The sequence below is a fragment of the Billgrantia sp. Q4P2 genome (genome assembly GCF_052806135.1).
This window is the reverse complement of sequence record NZ_JBRBAI010000001.1, coordinates 442,218-462,699: the sequence shown is the minus strand read 5'-3', so window position 1 is coordinate 462,699 and position 20,482 is coordinate 442,218. Positions and strand designations below refer to the sequence as shown.

Sequence of the window (20,482 nt, the reverse complement as noted above, 5' to 3'; positions counted from 1 at the left end):
TGGACGATTGCCAGTGGAATGCCCACCACTTCGTGCGGTGTGGCAAGGGGCACGGCGCCGTTTCGGTCAGTGCTGGTCGAGACGCTCGAGCACTTCCCGCGCGCGCATCTCCACGTCATCGAGTTCGCGCTGCATCAGGCGAATGTCCTCCAGCTGGCGTTCCATGTTGCTGCGCTTGTCGGCGAGGATTTCCAACAGGCGCTTGAGCTGGCGCGCGTTGCCGTCGGGCATGGCGTCGTACATCTCGATGACCTCGCGGATCTCGGCGAGCGAGAAGCCCAGGCGCTTGCCGCGCAGGGTCAGCTTGAGGCGGACACGATCCTTCTCATGGTAGATACGTGTCTGGCCACGACGCTCCGGCGCCAGCAACCCTTCCTGCTCATAGAAACGGATGGTGCGCGGCGTCACCTCGAACATCCGGGCCAACTCGCCTATGGAATAGGTACGCCGATGCCGCGGCAGGCTGCCGTTGACCGGGGGAGAGGCTTCCGCTTTGGATGTGCTCATTACATTCGTTTCCTGTGAGTTGGACGGGGCCGTCATGCGGTGTCCCTCCACATAACCGCAACACTAGACGACGTTGACGTTAACGTAAAGTGGTTGTCGACCAAGGGATGTATGCGATAAAACCTAGCAAGTGCTAGGTTGGTTGGCGTTGAGTCCCGGCTTCGATGGCCATGCCAGCCAGCTCCTGCTGGACGAATGGTCCGCCCAACACGTAGAGGACACCGCAATGGATTTCTCCCTAACCGATGACCAGAAGGCGCTCGTTCAGGCCGCCGCGGATTTTTCGCGGGTGGAATTGGCCGACCACGCTGCCGAATGGGATGCCGCTTCTCACTTTCCCGTCGATGTCATCCGCCGGGCCGGTGAGGCGGGCTTTCTCGGCATCTACATTCCCGAAGAGCGTGGCGGCCTGGGGCTGTCGCGCCTGGATGCCTCGCTGATCTTCGAGCAGCTTTCCCAAGGCTGCATCTCGACGACGGCCTATCTTACCATCCACAACATGGTGGCCTGGATGGTGGCCAGTTGGGGTAACGAGGCACTACGCGAGACCTGGGTCGAGCGGCTGATCAGCGGTGAGTGCCTGGGTTGCTACTGCCTGACCGAGCCCGGTTCCGGGTCCGACGCGGCCAGCCTGCGCACCAAGGCCGTGCGCGAGGGTGACGAGTATGTCATCAGCGGCTCCAAGATGTTCATTTCCGGCGCTGGCGCCAATGACGTACTGGTGGTCATGGCGCGTACCGGAGCACCCGACAGCGGTGCCGGTGGGGTGTCGGCGATCCTGGTGCCGGCGGATGCCGCGGGCATCGAGTACGGCAAGAACGAGGAAAAGATGGGCTGGAAGAGCCAGCCCACGCGGCTGGTCAGCTTCGATGGGGTGCGCGTGCCGGTCGGCAACCGCCTGGGCGAGGAGGGCGAAGGCTTCAAGCTGGCCATGAAGGGGCTCGATGGTGGCCGCCTGAACATCGCCAGCTGTTCGTTGGGGGCGGCCCAGCACGCCCTGACCCTGTCGCGCAACTATCTGCAGGAGCGCAAGCAGTTCGGCCGCGAGCTGGCGCATTTCCAGGCATTGCAGTTCAAGCTGGCCGACATGGCCACCGAACTCACCGCGGCGCGGCTGATGGTGCGCCATGCCGCCTGGCGGCTCGACCAGGGCGACCCGGAAGCCACCGCCTACTGTGCCATGGCCAAGCGCTTTGCCACCGACATGGGCTTCAACGTCTGCAACGAGGCGCTGCAGCTGCATGGCGGATATGGTTACTTGAGGGAGTTTCCCCTGGAGCGCATGGTGCGCGATACCCGCGTGCACCAGATTCTCGAGGGTACCAACGAGATCATGCGCGTGATCGTGGCCCGCCGCCTGCTGGCGGACGGCGTGATCGAAGCGCTGCAATAAGCATGAGGAGACTACTGGCATGACGGATCTTGCGGTCATCTTCGACGAGTTGCCGACCCGTGGTGGGGGGAGAATTGGTGTCGCCACCCTCAACTCGCCGAAGTCGCTCAATGCGCTGACGCTGGACATGGCGCGACAGTTGGATGCCAAGCTCGAGGCCTGGGCAGTGGATCGCAGTATCGTCGCGGTGTGGCTGGAGGGGGCGGGTGAGAAGGCCTTCTGCGCCGGTGGCGACGTGGTGGCGCTGTACCGCTCGATGACCGAAGAGGGCGACAATCGCGGTGCCGGCCGCGACAGCCTCTTCGCCGAAACCTACTTCACCACGGAATATCGCCTCGACTACCGCATCCACACCTACCCCAAGCCGGTCCTGGTGTGGGGTGACGGCATCGTCATGGGCGGCGGCCTGGGCCTGATGGCGGGTGCCTCGCGGCGCTTGGCAACGGAAACCACGCTGATCGCCATGCCCGAGATCACCATCGGCCTCTACCCGGACATCGGCGCCAGCTGGTTCCTCAATCGCATGCCGCCAGGGGTGGGGGCCTATCTGGGCATCACCGGCGCCCAGCTCAACGCCCGCGATGCGCTGGACCTGGGGCTGGCCGACCACTTCATACCGCGCGAGCGCCGCGGTGCGCTGCTCGAAGCCCTCGGCGAAGCCGACTACGGCTCGCGTAGCCCGCGCGATCTCCAGGCCGGCGTGCAGCGTGTCCTCGACGAACTCGAAGACCGCTCGCAGGCACCAGCTGCCCAGGTCTGGCCGCTGCTCGATCATATTCAAGCCCTCAGCGGTCAGATCGATGCCCCCGCAGCAGTGAAGCGTATACTGCAAGACGATACCGACCATGCGTGGCTTGCCGCCAACCGCAAGAGGCTCGAGGCCGGCAGTCCGCTGAGTGCCCATCTGGTCTGGCGCATGCTCGAGCGGCACCGCAATACTGGACTGGCCGATGCCTTTCGCGATGAACTCAACCTCTCGGTGCAGTGCTGCCGCCAGGGCGATATCGCCGAAGGCGTGCGTGCGCTGCTTATCGACAAGGACAAGAATCCCAAGTGGCTGCACGAGAGCGTGGCGAGCGTACCCGAGGCGGACCTGCAGGCGCTGTTGGTGCCCCTTTGGAGCGAGGAGGAGCACCCGTTGCGGGACCTCGGCAGTGGCAAGCGAATTCACTGAACGCGTTACTCCAATCACTCACCTTCGATAACGACAATCAGGAGCAGCTCACATGAAAATCGCCTTCATCGGCCTTGGCAACATGGGCGCCCCGATGGCCCACAATCTGGTCAAGGCCGGCCATGAGGTCAGCGTCTTCGACCTGGTCGATGCCGCCATGAAGCGGCTCGAGGAAGCCGGAGCCCACGCTTGCGCCAGCGCCCAGAGCGCGGCTGGCGGGGCCGAGGTTGTCATCTCCATGCTGCCGGCCGGCCAGCACGTGCGTCGCCTCTATCTCGGCCGCGAGGATTCGCCGGGGCTGTTCGATGCCTTGGAAGGCAAGCCGCTGGTCATCGACGCCTCCACCATCTCGCCGGAGGATGCCCGCGTCGTGGGCGCCGCTGCCACCGAGCGCGGCCTGACATACCTCGATGCGCCGGTCTCCGGCGGCGTGGGCGGAGCCCAGGCCGGTACCCTGACCTTCATCGTCGGCGGCAGCCAGGCCGGCTTCGAGCAGGCCAGGCCAGTGCTCGAGGGCATGGGCAAGAATATTTTCCACGCCGGGGAGATCGGCGCCGGCCAGGTGGCCAAGATCTGCAACAACATGCTGCTCGGCATCCTCATGAGCGGTACCGCCGAGGCGTTGGCACTGGGCGTCAAGAACGGCCTCGACCCGGCCGTGCTCTCCGAGATCATGAAGCAGAGCAGCGGCGGCAACTGGGCGCTCAACGTCTACAACCCTTGGCCTGGCGTGATGGAGGGTTCTGCCGCCTCCCGCGACTACCAGGGCGGGTTCCTGACCGACCTGATGGCCAAGGACCTGGGGCTGGCCTGGGAGCTGGCGCTGGGCTGCAAGGCCACGGTGCCGATGGGCTCACAGGCACGCAACCTGTTCGCCTTGCATTCGGCACAGGGCAACGGCGGGCTGGATTTTTCCAGTATTCAGAAGCTCTATCGGGCCGGCGAGAAGAGCTGAACCCGCTTTTGGCAGGTTGGCGTGAAACGGGCACAATCGGGTGCCCGTTTCTCGTTTCGAGGTCCCATGTCAACGTCCCCTTCCTCGGCTGAAGGCAGTTCGCGACGCCCCATGCGCCGTGAACTGCTCGAAGGCCCCATCGCCCTGACCCTGTTGCGCAAGTGCCTGCCCGTGGTGGGCGGCATGATCGCCATGATGAGCTTCAACCTGGTGGATACCTGGTTCATCGCCAGGCTGGGGCCGGCACCGCTGGCGGCGGTGTCGTTCACCTTCCCGGTGGTGTTCGCGGTGATCAGCCTAGCCATTGGCCTGGGCATCGGCACCTCGGCGGTGGTGGCCCGGCGCCTGGGCCAGGGCGATATCGAGACCGTGCGGCGGCGTGCCACCGATGCCGCGCTGTTGGCGCTGGCGGTTGGCGTGCTGCTGAGCGTGCTTGGCCTGGCCACGCTCGAGCCGCTATTCCGGCTGCTCGGGGCCGATGCAGAGCTGATGCCGCACATCCATGACTACATGGGCATCTGGTACCTGGGCGCGGCGGTGGTGATCGTGCCGCGCGTACTCAACAGCGTGCTGCGCGCCCAGGGCAATACGCTCATCCCCGGGTTGATGATGGCACTGGCCGCGCTGCTCAATGGGCTGCTCGATTGGCTGCTGATCTTCGGTGCAGGGCCATTCCCGGCGCTAGGCGTGCAGGGCGCGGCCCTGGCCACGGTACTGAGCTGGGCGGCCATGACCGCGGCGCTGTTCTGGCAGCGCGAGCTGCGCGACTGCCTCGACCTGCGCCGACTTACGCCGGGTGGCCTGATCGCCTCTTGGCGCGAGCTGTCGCGGATTGCCGTGCCGGCAGCGATCACCAGCGTATTCACACCCCTGGCCTTGGCGCTGGTGACACGCATCGTCGCCGGTCATGGCCATCATGCGGTGGCAGGCTATGGTGTCGGCACGCGTATCGAGGCCATTGCCCAGATCGGTGTGCTGGCGCTGTCGATGACGCTGCCGCCGCTGGTCAGCCAGAACGTCGGGGCAGGGCAACACGAGCGCGTGCGGCGGGCCATCTTTGGCTGCTTCGTCTTCGTTCTGCTGTGGCAGCTAGGCGTCTGGCTAATGTTGCAGCTTCTCGCACCCTGGCTCGTCGCCGGCTACACCGCGGGCGGTGAGATGGGTGAGGTGCTGCGTCACTTCCTGTGGTGGGTGCCGCTGGGGCTTGGCGCTCAGGGCGTGGTAATTCTGGCCGTGTCTTCGTTCAATGCCCTGCACGAACCCTCCCGGGCCATGCGACTCTCGGTGATCCGGCTGTTCCTGCTCACGGTGCCGCTGGCCTGGCTGGGTGGCATTGTCGGGGGCCCCCGGGGCATCTTCATTGGCCTGTTCCTGGCCAACGTGCTGGTAGGGCTGGTGGCGTGGCGCACCCTGCGCCGACGGCTCGATGCCATGCGGGCCGTTGAGGCAGAGCTCAAAGGGTGAATCGAGCGATTCCCTTGAGAAAAAACATGACGAAGGGTTGGCAGAGGAGCTTCTTTGGTCTACATTCTATAAAAATGTAGATATTATTTAGGAGCTACCATGAGCCAGATCACCCCCGTCACCTGGGAAGACCCGTTCCGCCTGATCGACCAGCTCGACGAAGACGAGCGCATGGTCCTCCAGACTGCCCACGACTACTGCCAAGACAAGCTGATGCCGCGCGTGCTCGAGGCCAACCGCCACGAGCGCTTCGACCGCGAGATCATGAACGAGATGGGCGAATTGGGCCTGCTCGGCGCCACCATCGACGGCTACGGCTGCGCCGGCATGAACTACGTCAGCTACGGCTTGATTGCCCGCGAAGTGGAGCGCGTCGACTCCGGCTACCGCAGCGCCATGAGCGTGCAGTCGAGCCTGGTGATGTACCCCATCCACGCCTTCGGCAGTGAAGCCCAGCGCGAGAAGTACCTGCCCAAGCTGGCCACCGGCGAGTGGGTGGGGGCCTTCGGGCTCACCGAGCCGGACCACGGCTCCGACCCGGGCAACATGTCCACGCGCGCCGTGCGTACCGATAGCGGCTGGCGGCTCAACGGCACCAAGACCTGGATCACCAACTCGCCGATCGCCGACGTATTCGTGGTCTGGGCGCGTAACGAGGAGGGTGTGGTCAACGGCTTCATCCTCGAGAAGGGGATGAAGGGGCTCTCGGCGCCCAAGATCGAAGGTAAGTTCAGCCTGCGTGCCTCCATTACCGGGCAGATCGCCATGCAGGACGTGGAAGTCTCCGACGAACAGCGCCTGCCGGGCGTCACCGGGCTCAAGGGACCGTTCTCGTGCCTCAACCGTGCCCGCTACGGTATTGCCTGGGGCAGCATGGGCGCCGCCGAGGCGTGCTGGCACGCCGCGCGCCAGTACACCCTGGACCGCAAGCAGTTCGGCCGCCCGCTGGCCGCCAACCAGCTGATCCAGAAGAAGCTGGCCGACATGCAGACGGAGATCGCCCTCGGACTGCAGGCGGCGCTGCGGGTGGGCCGCATGATCGACGCGGGCCAGCTGGTGCCGGAGGCGATCTCGCTGATCAAGCGCAACAATTGCGGCAAGGCGCTCGACATCGCCCGCGTCGCCCGCGACATGCACGGCGGCAACGGCATTGCCGACGAGTACCATGTGATTCGCCACATGATGAACCTCGAGGCGGTCAATACCTATGAGGGCACTCACGACGTGCACGCCCTGATCCTGGGGCGTGCCCAGACCGGTATCCAGGCCTTCGCGAATTGAGTTGGCGACAAGGAGAGCAAGTATGAGCGGGCCGCTGGAAGGCATCACTGTGCTCGACATGTCGCGCGTGCTGGCCGGCCCCTGGGCCGGCCAGCTGCTCGCCGACCTTGGGGCGCGGGTGATCAAGATCGAGCATCCCGAACGCGGTGACGATACCCGCGGCTGGGGTCCGCCGTGGCTTGACGAAGACCTGGAGGCTGTAGGCGACGACCTCAAGCGGGTGGCGGCCTATTTCCTGTGCGCCAATCGCGGCAAGCAGTCGCTGGCGGTGGATATCGCAAGCGATAGGGGCCAGGCGCTGATCCGCCAACTGGCCGAGGGTGCCGATATCGTACTGGAGAACTTCAAGGTCGGCGGCCTGGCCAAGTACGGCCTCGACTACGCCAGCCTGAAGGTGCTCAACCCACGGCTGATCGGTTGTTCCATCACCGGCTTCGGCCAGGACGGCCCCTATGCGCACCGCGCCGGCTACGACTTCATGATCCAGGCCATGGGCGGGCTGATGAGCATCGGCGGCGAGCCCGACGGCATGCCGATGAAGACCGGCGTGGCCATCACCGACGTGATGACTGGACTCTATGCCACCATCGGCGTGCTTGCGGCACTGCACGAGCGCGCGCGTACCGGTGAAGGGCGCCACGTCGACGTGGCATTGCTCGACGTACAGGTGGCGGCGCTGGCCAATCAGGCGCTCAACGCCCTGGTCAGCGGTGTCTCGCCCGAACGCCACGGCAATGCCCATCCCAACATCGTGCCCTACCAGGCCTTCGCCTGTGCCGATGGCTACCTGGTGCTCACCGTCGGCAACGACAGCCAGTTCTCGCGCCTGGCCGAACTGCTGGGCCATGCCGCGTGGGCCAGCGATCCCGCCTATGCCACCAATGCCGCCCGAGTGGGTAACCGCAGCACGCTGGTGCCGCTGATCCAGGCGATCTTCCTGACCCGCAAGCGCGACGAATGGCTGGCCGAGCTAGAGGCGCGCGGTATTCCCGCCGGCCCCATCAATACCATCGCGGAAGTCTTCGAAGACCCCCAGGTGAAGCACCGCGGCATGCGGCGTACGCTCAAGCGCGGCGAACTCGAGGTGCCCCAGGTGGCCTGTCCGCTGCGCTTCGACAGCCAGCCAGCCATGAGCGAGATGGCACCGCCCCGGTTGGGCCAGGACAGCGATGCGATACTCGCCGAGATGGGCCTGACCGCCGAGGACATCGAGCGGCTGCGCCGCGAGGGCATCGTCCGCTAGTCTGAAGCTCCAGCCACGGCGGAGCACTCTCCCTGTGGCTGGCCGTATGTGAGCAGCCCCAGGGTGCCGATGCCCGGGAGCTTGATACCGAGCGCTGCCGGGTCGATGCCAAGTACCAGGCCGGCGAGATTGAGTTCGACTCCTTCCCGCAGCCCGACAGCGGCGCCCAGCACGCCGCCTAGCGAAAACTGTACGCCCGTGCCGCTGGGGGTAGGTGCGAACATGCCTTCGCCCAGGTAGTCCTTGCCGATGGCGCTGGAAGGTAGCGCCACGTCCAGCTCCGGTACCTCGCGGATCAGCCAGGCGACGAAGGTATTGCTGTTGGGACCTGGCCAGGCACGATAACGGTCGCGATGGGGGTAGTCCGGCAGGAGGGTTTCGATGTGCTCGATGGCGCGCTCGGCCGCCCTGCCGCACAGGGTGGTATGCACCGTGGGTTGGCTGCCGAACCAGGCGCGGTCGGGGCCGCCGATACGCGAAGAGAGGGCAGGGTGCCCCCAGCCGGTGACCTGGTGCACGGTATAGTGCGCGGCACCCTGCGGCTTGGTGGCCACCCAGCTATGCACGGCAAAGATTCCGCGCCAGTTGAAGGCCCGGGCCGAGTAGACTTGTACCACCGCCTGGTGGGTCTGGCCCGGGTCGGGTGCCAACCCCATGCTGCTGCGATCGGCGCTGCGCCAGTCACCCCGTGTGTCGATACCACCGAAACCCCACATGTAGAGTGGCCCGCCGGCCAGCAGCAATATCATGATCACCACGCCGACGAGCAGCTTGGGCATGGCGGGCTCCTTCAGCGCGGTGAGAAGCGCCGCGTCAGTCCCGTCTCGGCGATCATGCGGGTGGATATCTCCTCGATCGAGAAGCGTGTGGTGTCGATATAGGGAATGTGCATCTGACGGTAGAGCCCTTCGGCCTGCTCCACTTCCTGGACGCATTGGTCCAGCGAACTGTAGCGGCTGTTGGGGCGTCGCTCATGGCGAATGGCGGCCAGCCGGCGCGGGTCGATGGTCAGTCCGAACAGCTTGTGGCGATACTGGGCGAGGGCTCGCGGCAGCTTGAGACTGCCGTCCTCGTCGAGGTCGTCCTCGGTGAGCGGATAGTTGGCGGCGCGGATACCGAACTGCAGAGCGAGATAGAGCGAGGTCGGCGTCTTGCCGCAGCGCGAGACACCCACCAGGATCACGTCGGCCTGATCGTACTGGTGGGTGCGGGCGCCATCGTCATTGTCCAGGGCGAAGTGAACCGAGTGAATGCGGTCCATGTAGACCTCGTCCTGGCCGATGGAGTGGGTGCGGCCCACGGTATAGCTCGAATGGGTGCCGAGTTCCTTCTCCAGCGGCTTGAGGAAGGTCGAGAAGATATCGATCTTGAAGCCCGGGGCGCTGCGGATCACCTCGCGGATCGCTTCGTCGACGATGGTGTCGATGATGATCGGCTCTTCGCCATCGCGTACCGCGGTGCCGGTGATGATATCGACCAGGGCACGTGCCTTGTCGAGGGAGTCGATATAGGGCTTGGTGAGCATGCGCAGCTCGAGGTTCTCGAACTGTGCAAGCAGGCTACGACCCAGGCTTTCGGCGGTGATGCCGGTACCGTCGGAGATGAAGAAGGCAGTGCGGGTCATGGTGTCGGCATGTCCGTTACGGGGGTGAAGCCCCATTGTCAGGGCTGGTGGCGCCGACGGCAAGGCGCGGAACTTGCGCCCTTCGGCCCTTCCCGACTACAGGAAGTGGGGAAATCGGCCGATTGTTGTAAAAAACCTCCAGTGACTTCGATGTTAGACCAATGGCGAATATGGCCGCTTGCGTTTAAGGTGGGCAGCATTGCGCTTTTCGCCTGAAGCCTAGGCAACGGACATCATTGAGGGGGTTACGTGGAAGACTATATCCTGTGGTTCGATCAACTCGGCATGGACGATGTGGAGCGTGTGGGCGGCAAGAACGCCTCGCTCGGCGAGATGATCTCCAACCTCTCGGGAGCCGGCGTCACCGTCCCTGGCGGCTTTGCCACCACTGCCCACGCCTACCGCGAGTTCCTCGCCCATGAAGGCCTCAACGAGCGTATCAACCAGGCACTGGCGCGGCTCGACGTGGATGACGTCGCCGAGCTTGCCCGCGTCGGTGCCGAGATTCGCCAGTGGGTGATCGATACGCCGCTGCCGCCGACTTTCGAGGAACACCTGCGTAGCGCCTACGACCAACTGGTCAGCCAGCATCCGAACCTCAAGGCGGCGGTACGCAGCTCGGCCACCGCCGAGGACCTGCCCGACGCCTCCTTCGCCGGGCAGCAGGAAACCTTCCTCAACATCGAGGGCTTCGACAACGTCAAGCGGGCCGTGCACGAGGTGTTCGCCTCGCTGTTCAACGACCGCGCCATCTCCTATCGCGTGCACCGCGGTTACGCCCACGAGAACGTGGCGCTGTCGGCGGGCATCCAGAAGATGGTGCGCTCCGAAACGGGCGCCTCGGGGGTGATGTTCACCCTGGATACCGAGTCGGGCTACCGCGACGCGGTGTTCGTGACGGCCTCCTGGGGCCTGGGCGAGACGGTGGTACAGGGCTCGGTCAACCCCGACGAGTTCTACGTGCACAAGCCGACCCTGGCCGCAGGGCGGCCGGCGGTGCTGCGCCGCAACCTCGGTTCCAAGCTGATCAAGATGATCTACAGCAACGACGCCAGCGCCGGGAAGTCGGTCGATACGGTCGATGTGCCGCTCAAGGACCGTGCGCGCTTCTGCATCAACGACGAGCAGGTCATGGCACTGGCACGTCAGGCGGTCACCATCGAGCAGCACTACGGGCGTCCCATGGACATCGAATGGGCCCTGGACGGCGACGATGGTGAGCTCTACATCGTCCAGGCGCGTCCGGAAACCGTGGTATCCCAGCAGGAGGGCGGTAAGCTCGAGCGCTTCCACCTCAAGGAGAAGGGGCGCACCCTGGTGGCCGGACGAGCCATCGGCCAGCGTATCGGCCGCGGCGCGGTGAAGATCGTCTTCACGCCGGAAGAGATGGACAAGGTCAAGGCCGGCGACGTGCTGGTCACCGACATGACCGACCCTGACTGGGAGCCGATCATGAAGCGCGCCTCGGCAATCGTGACCAACCGTGGCGGCCGCACCTGCCATGCGGCGATCATCGCCCGCGAGTTGGGCATTCCCGCCGTGGTGGGCTGCGGCGATGCCACCGAGATCCTCGAGGACGGCCGCGACGTCACGGTCTCCTGCGCCGAGGGCGATACCGGCCATGTCTACGAAGGACTGCTGGACTACGACCGTCGCGTCACCAGCGTCGACTCGATGCCCGAGATTCCGTTCAAGATCATGATGAACGTCGGCAATCCCGACCGCGCCTTCAGCTTTGCCAGCCTGCCCCATGCCGGCGTCGGCCTGGCGCGCCTGGAATTCATCATCAACCGCATGATCGGCGTGCACCCCAAGGCGCTGCTCGAGTACGACACCCTGCCGCTGGACCTGCAGCAGACCATCAACCTGCGCACCGCCGGCTATGCCAGCCCCGTGGACTTCTACGTCGACAAGCTGGTCGAGGGCATCTCGACCCTGGCGGCGGCATTCCATCCGCAGCGGGTAATCGTGCGGCTCTCGGACTTCAAGTCGAACGAATACGAGAACCTGATCGGTGGCAAGCTCTACGAGCCGGGCGAGGAGAATCCGATGCTCGGCTTCCGCGGCGCCTCGCGCTACATTTCCGATGCCTTCCGCCCCTGCTTCGAACTCGAGTGTCAGGCGCTCAAGCGCGTACGCGACGAGATGGGGTTCGACAACATCGAGATCATGGTGCCGTTCGTGCGTACTACCGAAGAGGCCCGCGAGGTCGTCGAGCTGATGGCCGCCAATGGTCTCAAGCGCGGTGACAACGGGCTCAAGGTGATCATGATGTGCGAGTTGCCGGCCAATGCGCTGCTCGCCGAGGAGTTCCTCGAGCACTTCGACGGCTTCTCGATCGGCTCCAACGACCTGACCCAGCTGACGCTGGGCCTGGATCGCGACTCGGGTATCGTGGCGCACCTGTTCGACGAGCGTAACCCGGCGGTCAAGAAGCTGCTGGCCATGGCCATCCAGGCCTGCAAGGCCAAGGGCAAGTATGTCGGCATCTGCGGCCAGGGGCCGTCCGATCATCCTGATCTCGCCAAGTGGCTCATGGAGCAAGGTATTGATTCCGTGTCGCTCAATCCCGATGCGGTGCTGGAAACCTGGTTCATGCTGGCGGGGGAGACACTCGCGTAGCTAAATTTTCTTAGAGTTACAAACTGGCCCGATTGAGAGTCGTCAATCGGGCTTTTTTTCGCCTATGCTGTACACCTCTTACATGGAGTTACCGAGGGGCCCGTTAATGGACATCCAATCAGTTTCCTTTCGCCGATGCTGGTTAGTTACTGTTACTTCAGTTTGCATGCTGGGCACGCCGCTGCTGGCGAGTGCCGAGGTGGCCTTTCAGTACGAAGCTCCGGCTATCGAGCCGGAGGCCGCATCGGGCTATAACGAAAAACCCGGTTGGGCTACCGAGCGCTTTGCCGTGGCGGCAGCCAATCCGCTGGCTACCGATGCCGGCTACCAAGTTCTGAGGGCCGGAGGCTCGGCACTGGATGCCGCCATTGCCGTGCAGATGGTCCTGACCTTGGTGGAACCCCAGTCGAGCGGCATTGGCGGCGGCGCTTTCCTGATGCACTACGATGGCAGTGAGGTGAAGGCCTACGACGGCCGCGAGATGGCCCCCCGTGCCGCCAGCGAATCGTTGTTCCTCAATGGTGAGGGCGAGCCTCTCGAGTTCATGGATGCGGCGGCCAGTGGGCTGTCGGTCGGGGTGCCAGGAACCGTGCGCATGCTGGAGATGGCTCACGAAAGGCATGGCAAGCTGCCCTGGGCGGAACTGTTCGCACCTGCCATCACCCTGGCAGAGGAGGGCTTCGAGGTCAGCCCGCGGCTGCATGCCAGCCTCGCCGCCGAGGAGAGACTGCGTGACGACCCGCTTGCCAGCCAGTTCTATTACACCGAGGAGGGCGAGCCGCTGCCCCAGGGGCACCGTCTACAGAACCCGGCGCTGGCCGAGATCCTGCGCAAGATTGCCGAAAACGGTAGCAAGGCGCTGCACACCGGACCGATTGCCGAGAACCTCGTCCAGCGGGTACAGGGACACTCCGCACGACCCGGGGCGATCAGCCTGGAGGACATGGCCACCTACGTGGCGAAGGCGCGCGATCCGCTGTGTACCGACTGGCAGGATTACCGGGTTTGCGGTTTCCCGCCGCCATCCTCGGGGCATCTCACCATCATGCAGATCCTTGGCATCATGGAGCAGCTGCCGGCACTCGACGAGCCGATGGAAGAAGATCGGCCCAGCACGGAATGGCTGCACCGCTTCCTCGAGGCGTCGCGGCTGGCCTTCGCCGACCGTGGCAAGTTCATCGCCGATCCGGATTTCGTCAATCCTCCCGGCGGCGACTGGAACAGCTTGCTCGATGAAGAGTACCTGGCCGAGCGTGCCGAGCTCGTCGGTGAGCGCAGTGTAGGGCCCGACGGCGCCGAGCCTGGCAATCCCGGCGAAGTGGAAACGGCCTGGGCGATTCAGCCCAACCAGCCTGAATACGGCACCAGCCACATCAGCATCATCGATGAGGAGGGCAACGCCGTGGCCATGACCACGACCATCGAGGCCGCTTTCGGTTCACGTATCCTGGCCGATGGCGGCACTGGCCTAGCGGGCGGTTACCTGCTCAACAACGAGCTCACCGACTTCTCGTTCCGGCCGCTGGACACCGACGGCTCGCCGATTGCCAACCGCGTCGAGGCCGGCAAGCGGCCGCGCTCCAGCATGAGTCCGACACTGGTCTTCGACCGTGAGAGCGACGAGCTGGTTGCCAGCCTCGGTTCGCCGGGTGGCGCTGCCATCATTCACTACACCGCCAAGGCGCTAGTGGCCATGCTCGATTGGGGGCTGGATGCGCAGGAGGCGCTCAACCTGCCCCACGCCATCACGCTCGGCGGTCCGGCCTACCTCGAGGAGGGACGCTTCCCGGCAGAGGTATTCGAGGCGCTCAATGAACTCGGCCACGAGGCCAGCGAACGCGAATTGGTGAGCGGCCTGCAGGCGATCCAGCGTACCGAGGAGGGGTTCTACGGCGGCGCCGACCCGCGCCGTGAAGGCGTGGTGATGGGCGACTAGCTTGTTCCGTTGACGCCCGTCCGGGCATCAACGCCGTAGCCAGTTGCGTAGTTTCACCAGCAGGGTCGCCCCGTCACTCAGTTCGCGGCGGTCGCGAATGAGTTCGGCGAGGCGATCCGGATAGTCGGTGATGATGGCGTCCACCCCAAGATCGATCATCTGCGACATGCGCGCCCGGTCGTTCACCGTCCAGGCGTGCACCTCATAGCCTAGCTCACGCGCCAGCCGGATCTCGTTGTCGGTGATGCGGTTGTGGCGCAGCCCCAGGGCGTCGAAACTGCGTCGATCGAGGGTTCCCGGCATCACCAGCTGGGCCAGCAGGGTCACCCGCAGCTCCGGCTCCCGCTCCTTGATCATGTCCAGTACGCTGGCCGACATCACCGCCAGCCGTGTCTCACCGCTGACGTCAGGGCTGCCGCAGCGGGCGGCCTGTGCTGGGTTCACCCGGGCCAGGCACTCACGCCGCGCTTCGGTTTCCCGCTGCAGCGCGTCGAGTACGGCTTCCACCAAATCGGCTTCCGCTCCCGGGTCCGGTTTCATGTCGATCATCAGGGCGCTCTTGCCGCGCACCGCAGCGAAGGCCTCGTCGAGAGTGGGGATGCGTTCTCCGACGAAGGCGTCGCCAAACCAGCTGCCGACATCGAATTCGCGCAGCTCCGCGAGGGTCATGTCCTGCAAGTTGCGCGGCTCGCCGGTCAGCCGCTGGAGACTGCGGTCATGGTAGAGCACGACCTCGCCATCGGCCGTCAGCCGCACATCGATCTCTACATAGTGGGCGCGATCCTCGATTGCCCGTGTGATGGCCGAGAGGGTGTTCTCCGGTGCGGCCATCGAACTGCCGCGATGCGCGATGATGGCGACATCATCGCGCAGCTCGAAGCTGTTGACGATCCACCAGGCCTGGGCCAGTGCAAACAGCAGTACGGTGAGTTCGACACCCCAGGCGAGCCGGCCCGGGTGTGCATCGGGTGGCGGTGGGGCGGGGCGTGGCTCACGATGGGCGAGGCGCAGGTAAAGGCAGGCCGAGAGCAGGGCGTTTGCCGCGATACCGATGAAGGTGATGGCAAGCGTTGCCAGCACATAACCGGTCACATAGGCCAGCATGGCAGGAATCAGTACCGTATTTTGCTCCGGTAGCCACCACAGCATGGGTGTGAAGACGCGGTCGAAGAGCGTGCTGGCAAGAAAGGGCAGGGCAACGATGATCAGCAGAACGAAGATTACGACCACCGCGACCCTGCCGCGGTGGCCGCGAGTCAGCTCACGGCTGCGCCTGAGTGCGGCAGTGGCCGAGAGATTTTCCAGGGTGGCCACCGGTAGCGCCAGGATCCAGCGTACGTAGAGCCAGGCGGCAATGAGAACCCAGGCGAGGACCAACGGCGCGGCGGTGGCCAGGAAATACCACAGCGCAGGCGGGCGCATGCGCAGCACGTAGTAGGGGTCGAGGCCGCCTATGATCCATTCGTAGAGCCAGCCCAGCAGCAGGGCGACGGGCAGCAACAGCAGCAGGTGTGCGCCTACCTGCAGCACGACCAGGCTGGCCAGGGCGGGTAGCCGGCGCAGGGTCTGCCACAGGGCGATGAAGGCCAGCTGATAATGGTTATCGCGACGCTTTACCGCCACCAGGATCATGCCGGCCTGCTGCAGGTAGAGAATCAGGAAAGTGAGCCCGGTGGCCGCCAGGAGCCACAGCACGCCCCCAGGGCTTAGCAACAGGTCAAGCAAGGCGGCATTGGTGACGACCGGGCGGTCGAAGCGCCTGAGCAGGCCGGTCAGGGTCCAGGCGACGGCCGGCAGCAACAGGCTCGAGGCTAGCAGGGTGAAGAAAAGATGATACGCCACCAGCGGACGCAGGTGCTCTCGCAGGCTGCGCAGCACATCCACGCCTAGTGACGTCATCGATATGGAAGCTTTCGGTGAAGGTTCATGCCATTAGCGTGGCACCGTGGCAGCCTGGTAAGCAAGTGCCACTGAGATGCCAGCGAATTCAAGTGAGCACTCAAGTGTCGAGAGGCAAGCGCTCTTCGGCCACCAGAATGCCGTTGTTGTCGGCATAGAGCCACTGGCCCGGGCGCAGGGTAACGCCGGCGAAGGTGACCGGAATGTCGCGGCTTCCCTCGCCGCGCTTCTCGCTCCTGCGCGGGTGTGCGCCGAGCGCCTGGACGCCCAGATCCGTCTCGGCCAGGATGTCGACATCGCGTACGCAGCCGTACATCACGACACCCGACCAGCCGTTATCCACTGCCTGCTCTGCCAGGACATCGCCGAGCATGGCGCAGCGATGCGAGCCACCGGCATCGACCACCAGTACGGCGCCTTCCCCAGGCTCGCTAACGGCCTGCTTGACCAGGGAATTGTCCTCGAAGCACTTGATGGTGCGCACCGGCCCGCAGAAGGCCTCGCGGCCGCCGAAGCTGACGAAGATCGGATCGAGCACCTGTACGTCCGGGTGGGCGTCGCAGATGTCGGGCGTGATGATCGCGCTCATCGAAATTTCCTTGCCTGGGGGTATGGTCGGAATGATGCCATGGTTCGTTCGGCCGGGCCTTTGTCGATTCGTCGCAGGCTTGGCCGACACCGGGCGGGGCCCGGTGTCGGAGGAAAGCAGGGGAAGGGGATTAGAAGCGAAGCCCTACCGAAGCGGTAAAGGTATCGATGGTGTAGTCGCTGTCGAAATCGTAGCGCTCGTACTCGGCGCGAATCAGCACCGGGTTGAAGTTGAACTGGGCGCCCAGGCCGTAGACCGGATCGAAGCCGTCGTTGTCCTGCAGGTCGAGTTCGGCGTCCCCCAGGTTGCCTTTCACCTCCGTCTCCCAGCTGGCGGCACCGATCTTGGCAAACGGCGTAAACCAGCTCGTGATCGGCAGCTGGCCGACCAGGCTGGCGCCGTAGGCGCTGGATTCCAGGTCGGTGCTGGCGCCATCGGTACCGCGTAGCCGTACACGCCCGAGGTCGGCATAGAAGGCCTCGGCGGCCAGGTAGCGATTGAACTGGTAGCCGGCGAAGGCTTTCCAGACGTTGTCGTCGTCATCGAGATCGAAGTCGCTGCTGCCGCTCTCAATGAAATTGTCCACGTCTTCGCGGTCGTTTTCCAGCGAGCTGAAGCCGGTACCCAGGCCGAGATAGGCATACCGTTCATGGGGCTGGCCGGCTTGTGCCTGTACCCCGGTGGCAACGAGTAGTGAAGCGGATGCCAGTGCTGTAGTGAGGAGCGTTCTGGTTGGCATGTTCTGACTCCTTGAAAAGTCCCTCGGGCCTGTACGGCAACTCCCAGATTCATGCCTGGCGAGTTTGTTGTGAAGCCCAGCCTTGAAATCCCTCTTTTCTAGTCATGCGCAGTCGGACATGGCGACCCGGTTCAACGCATGCAGGCTTTCTAAACGTAGCCTCGGCGCCTACGGCTCTCAAGGGGCGCCAGGTAAAATAACGTAGCGAAGCGTCGTCGAGCGGCGACGAAAGTGACGGCAGGCGAGGGGAGAGGGGGCACAAAAAAAAAGCGCCCCAGCGGGGCGCTTCGTTCATCGGCTCAGGTACCTGACAGGGGCACCGTCGATGTTGCGAGCATCGGAGTCGAACCTGATTCTATCAGAATCCGGGATATCAGGCTTCCTGAGCGACCGGAATCACGTTGGAAGCGGCGTTCTGATACTCCTCGATCTCATGGAAGTTCATGTAACGATAGATCTCGCTGGCCATGGCGTCGAATTCTCCCATGTAACGCTGGTATTCCTCGACGCTCGGCAGGCGGCCTTCCACCGCGGCCACCGCTGCCAGTTCCGCGGACGCCAGATAGACGTTGGCACCATCGCCCAGGCGGTTGGGGAAGTTACGGGTGGAGGTGGAAACCACGGTGCTCTTGGCCGCCACGCGGGCCTGGTTGCCCATGCACAGCGAGCAGCCCGGCATTTCCATGCGTGCGCCGGCGCGGCCGTAGATGCCGTAGTAGCCCTCTTCGGTGAGCTGGTGCTGATCCATCTTGGTCGGCGGTGCCAGCCACAGGCGCGTCTTCAGGCTACCGGCGGGCTGCTTCTCCAGCAGTTTGCCGGCAGCGCGGAAGTGACCGATATTGGTCATGCACGAACCGATGAACACCTCGTCGATCTTCTCGCCGGCCACTTCGGAGAGCAGGCGGGCATCATCGGGGTCGTTCGGCGCGCAGAGTACCGGCTCCTTGAGCTCCTCGAGGTCGATCTCGATGACCTCGGCGTACTCGGCATCCTTATCGGCGCGCATCAGGCTGGGGTTGGCCAGCCACTCTTCCATCGCCAGGATACGGCGCTCGATGGTGCGCTTGTCGCCGTAGCCGTTGGCGATCATCCACTTGAGCAGGGTGATGTTGGACTTCAGGTATTCGCTGACGCTCGCTTCACCCAGGGTGATGGTACAGCCGGCGGCGCTGCGCTCGGCGGAGGCGTCGGAGAGTTCGAAGGCCTGCTCGACGGTGAGGTCCTCGAGGCCTTCGATTTCCAGCACGCGTCCGGAGAAGGCATTCTTCTTGCCCGCCTTGGCCACGGTCAGCAGGCCCTGCTTGATGGCGTAGTAGGGAATCGCATGGACCAGGTCACGCAGGGTGACGCCGGGCTGGCGCTTGCCCTTGAAGCGCACCAGCACCGATTCCGGCATGTCCAGCGGCATCACGCCGGTAGCGGCAGCGAAGGCCACCAGCCCTGAACCGGCCGGGAACGAGATGCCCAGCGGGAAACGGGTGTGGGAGTCGCCACCGGTGCCGACAGTGTCCGGCAGCAGCATGCGGTTCAGCCAGCTGTGGATGATGCCGTCGCCCGGACGCAGGGAGACGCCGCCACGGTTCATGATGAAGTCGGGGAGGGTGTGGTGGGTTTCCACGTCGACCGGCTTCGGATAGGCAGCGGTGTGACAGAAGGACTGCATCACCAGGTCGGCCTGGAAGCCGAGGCAGGCGAGGTCCTTGAGCTCGTCGCGGGTCATCGGGCCGGTGGTGTCCTGGGAGCCTACGGTGGTCATCTTCGGCTCGCAGTACATGCCTGGGCGCACGCCCTCCATGCCGCAGGCCTTGCCGACCATCTTCTGGGCCAGGGTGAAGCCCTTGCCGGTATCCTTGGGCTGCTCGGGCAAACGGAACACGTCGGACTGGGGCAGGCCCAGCGATTCGCGCGCCTTGCCGGTCAGGCCACGACCGATGATCAAGGGGATACGGCCGCCGGCGCGTACCTCGTCGAGGATCACCTGGGTCTTGAGTTCGAAGGTGGAGACGACTTCGTCGGTGCCGTGCTTGCACACCTTGCCCTCGTAGGGATAGACGTCGATGACGTCACCCATGTCGAGCTTGGAGACGTCCATCTCGACCGGCAGGGCGCCGGCGTCTTCCATGGTGTTGAAGAAGATCGGGGCGATCTTGCCGCCAAAGCAGAAGCCGCCGGCGCGCTTGTTGGGTACGTTGGGGATGTCGTCACCAAAGAACCACAGCACCGAGTTGGTGGCCGATTTGCGCGATGAGCCGGTGCCGACCACGTCGCCGACGTAGGCAACCGGGAAGCCCTTGGCCTTCACTTCTTCGATCTGCTTGAGCGGGCCGGTGGTGCCCGGTACTTCCGGCACGATGCCTTCGCGCTCGTTCTTGAGCATGGCGTTGGCGTGCAGCGGGATGTCGGGACGCGACCAGGCATCCGGAGCAGGGGAGAGGTCGTCGGTATTGGTCTCGCCCGGCACCTTGAAGACGGTGAGGGTGATCTTCTCGGCCAGCGCCGGCTTGGACAGGAACCACTCGGCCTCGGCCCAGGACTGCATCACGTCCTTGGCCACGGCGTTGCCGTTCTTGGCGCGCTCTTCCACGTCGTGGAAGGCATCGAACATCAACAGGGTGTGCTTGAGCTGCTCGCCGGCCTCCTTGGCCAGTTCGCTGTCGTCCAGCAGCTCGACCAGGGTGGCGATGTTGTAGCCGCCCTGCATGGTGCCCAGCAGCTTGACGGCGTGTACCTTGTCGACCAGCGGAGACTCGGCCTCGCCCTTGGCGACGGCGGTGAGGAAGCCGGCCTTGACGTAGGCGGCCTCGTCGACGCCCGGTGGAACGCGATGGGTCAGCAGATCGAGGATGAACTCTTCTTCGCCAGCGGGCGGGTTCTTCAGCAGTTCGATCAGCGCGGCGGCCTGTTCGGCATTCAGGGGCTTCGGCGGGACGCCCTCGGCGGCGCGTTCTTCGACATGTTGGCGATAGGCTTCAAGCACGTTGGGGCCCTCATCTGGTGTGTTGCCCAAAGCAGTTCGATACGGCGATGAAGATCGGCGAAATGACTGCCTTGGCGGG

At 64.6% G+C, this 20,482-nt stretch carries 15 protein-coding genes; 8 read left to right on the top strand and 7 right to left on the bottom strand.

Annotated features, from left to right (window positions below):
- Positions 1-66: 66 nt before the first annotated feature.
- Positions 67-507 carry a MerR family transcriptional regulator gene (locus ACUY1T_RS02105; protein WP_446020063.1) on the bottom strand — a complete coding sequence of 147 codons (441 nt, stop codon included), beginning with the start codon at positions 505-507 and terminating at the stop codon, positions 67-69.
- A gap of 226 nt (positions 508-733) precedes the next feature.
- On the opposite strand from ACUY1T_RS02105, the gene ACUY1T_RS02100 reads away from it, so the two are divergent.
- From ACUY1T_RS02100 to ACUY1T_RS02075, 6 genes are all read left to right on the top strand, one after another.
- On the top strand, positions 734-1,900 hold the full coding sequence (locus ACUY1T_RS02100; RefSeq protein WP_446020062.1) for an acyl-CoA dehydrogenase family protein: 1,167 nt from the start codon (positions 734-736) through the stop codon (positions 1,898-1,900).
- A 19-nt stretch (positions 1,901-1,919) separates the two neighbouring features.
- Entirely contained in the window at positions 1,920-3,074 is a 1,155-nt protein-coding gene (locus ACUY1T_RS02095) for an enoyl-CoA hydratase/isomerase family protein (protein WP_446020061.1), read from the top strand.
- A 52-nt stretch (positions 3,075-3,126) separates the two neighbouring features.
- Positions 3,127-4,029, top strand: a complete 903-nt coding sequence (gene mmsB, locus ACUY1T_RS02090; protein WP_446020060.1) for a 3-hydroxyisobutyrate dehydrogenase — start codon at positions 3,127-3,129, stop codon at positions 4,027-4,029.
- A gap of 66 nt (positions 4,030-4,095) precedes the next feature.
- Entirely contained in the window at positions 4,096-5,493 is a 1,398-nt protein-coding gene (locus ACUY1T_RS02085; protein WP_446020058.1) for an MATE family efflux transporter, read from the top strand.
- Positions 5,494-5,592: 99 nt separating this feature from the next.
- Positions 5,593-6,774 carry an acyl-CoA dehydrogenase gene (locus ACUY1T_RS02080; protein ID WP_446020057.1) on the top strand — a complete coding sequence of 394 codons (1,182 nt, stop codon included), beginning with the start codon at positions 5,593-5,595 and terminating at the stop codon, positions 6,772-6,774.
- Positions 6,775-6,796: 22 nt separating this feature from the next.
- Entirely contained in the window at positions 6,797-8,017 is a 1,221-nt protein-coding gene (locus tag ACUY1T_RS02075; protein ID WP_446020056.1) for a CaiB/BaiF CoA transferase family protein, read from the top strand.
- Here ACUY1T_RS02075 and ACUY1T_RS02070 read toward each other — a convergent pair.
- A complete protein-coding gene (locus ACUY1T_RS02070) occupies positions 8,014-8,796 on the bottom strand; it encodes a DUF3750 domain-containing protein (RefSeq protein ID WP_446020055.1) in 783 nt (260 codons plus the stop codon). The genes ACUY1T_RS02075 and ACUY1T_RS02070 overlap by 4 nt on opposite strands.
- Positions 8,797-8,807: 11 nt before the next feature.
- Complete coding sequence (gene ppsR / locus ACUY1T_RS02065) at positions 8,808-9,641, bottom strand: posphoenolpyruvate synthetase regulatory kinase/phosphorylase PpsR (RefSeq protein WP_446020054.1); 834 nt, start codon at positions 9,639-9,641, stop codon at positions 8,808-8,810.
- A gap of 249 nt (positions 9,642-9,890) precedes the next feature.
- Here ppsR and ppsA point away from each other — a divergent pair, with 249 nt between their 5' ends.
- Positions 9,891-12,263 (top strand): phosphoenolpyruvate synthase, encoded by a 2,373-nt coding sequence (gene ppsA / locus ACUY1T_RS02060; protein WP_446020053.1) that lies wholly within the window; start codon positions 9,891-9,893, stop codon positions 12,261-12,263.
- Between the two features lie 166 nt (positions 12,264-12,429).
- Positions 12,430-14,199: a gamma-glutamyltransferase gene (ggt, locus tag ACUY1T_RS02055; RefSeq protein ID WP_446020051.1), complete on the top strand. Its 1,770-nt coding sequence runs from the start codon at positions 12,430-12,432 to the stop codon at positions 14,197-14,199.
- A gap of 27 nt (positions 14,200-14,226) precedes the next feature.
- Here the strand turns inward: ggt and ACUY1T_RS02050 are convergent, their stop codons facing one another.
- The 4 genes from ACUY1T_RS02050 to acnB form a co-directional block, all read right to left on the bottom strand.
- A complete protein-coding gene (locus ACUY1T_RS02050) occupies positions 14,227-16,098 on the bottom strand; it encodes a glycerophosphodiester phosphodiesterase family protein (RefSeq protein WP_446020050.1) in 1,872 nt (623 codons plus the stop codon).
- 100 nt (positions 16,099-16,198) lie between these two features.
- Entirely contained in the window at positions 16,199-16,687 is a 489-nt protein-coding gene (gene rraA / locus ACUY1T_RS02045) for a ribonuclease E activity regulator RraA (protein ID WP_446020049.1), read from the bottom strand.
- A 130-nt stretch (positions 16,688-16,817) separates the two neighbouring features.
- Positions 16,818-17,426, bottom strand: a complete 609-nt coding sequence (locus ACUY1T_RS02040) for a porin family protein (RefSeq protein ID WP_446020048.1) — start codon at positions 17,424-17,426, stop codon at positions 16,818-16,820.
- 373 nt (positions 17,427-17,799) lie between these two features.
- A complete protein-coding gene (acnB, locus tag ACUY1T_RS02035) occupies positions 17,800-20,403 on the bottom strand; it encodes a bifunctional aconitate hydratase 2/2-methylisocitrate dehydratase (RefSeq protein ID WP_446020047.1) in 2,604 nt (867 codons plus the stop codon).
- Positions 20,404-20,482: the final 79 nt, after the last annotated feature.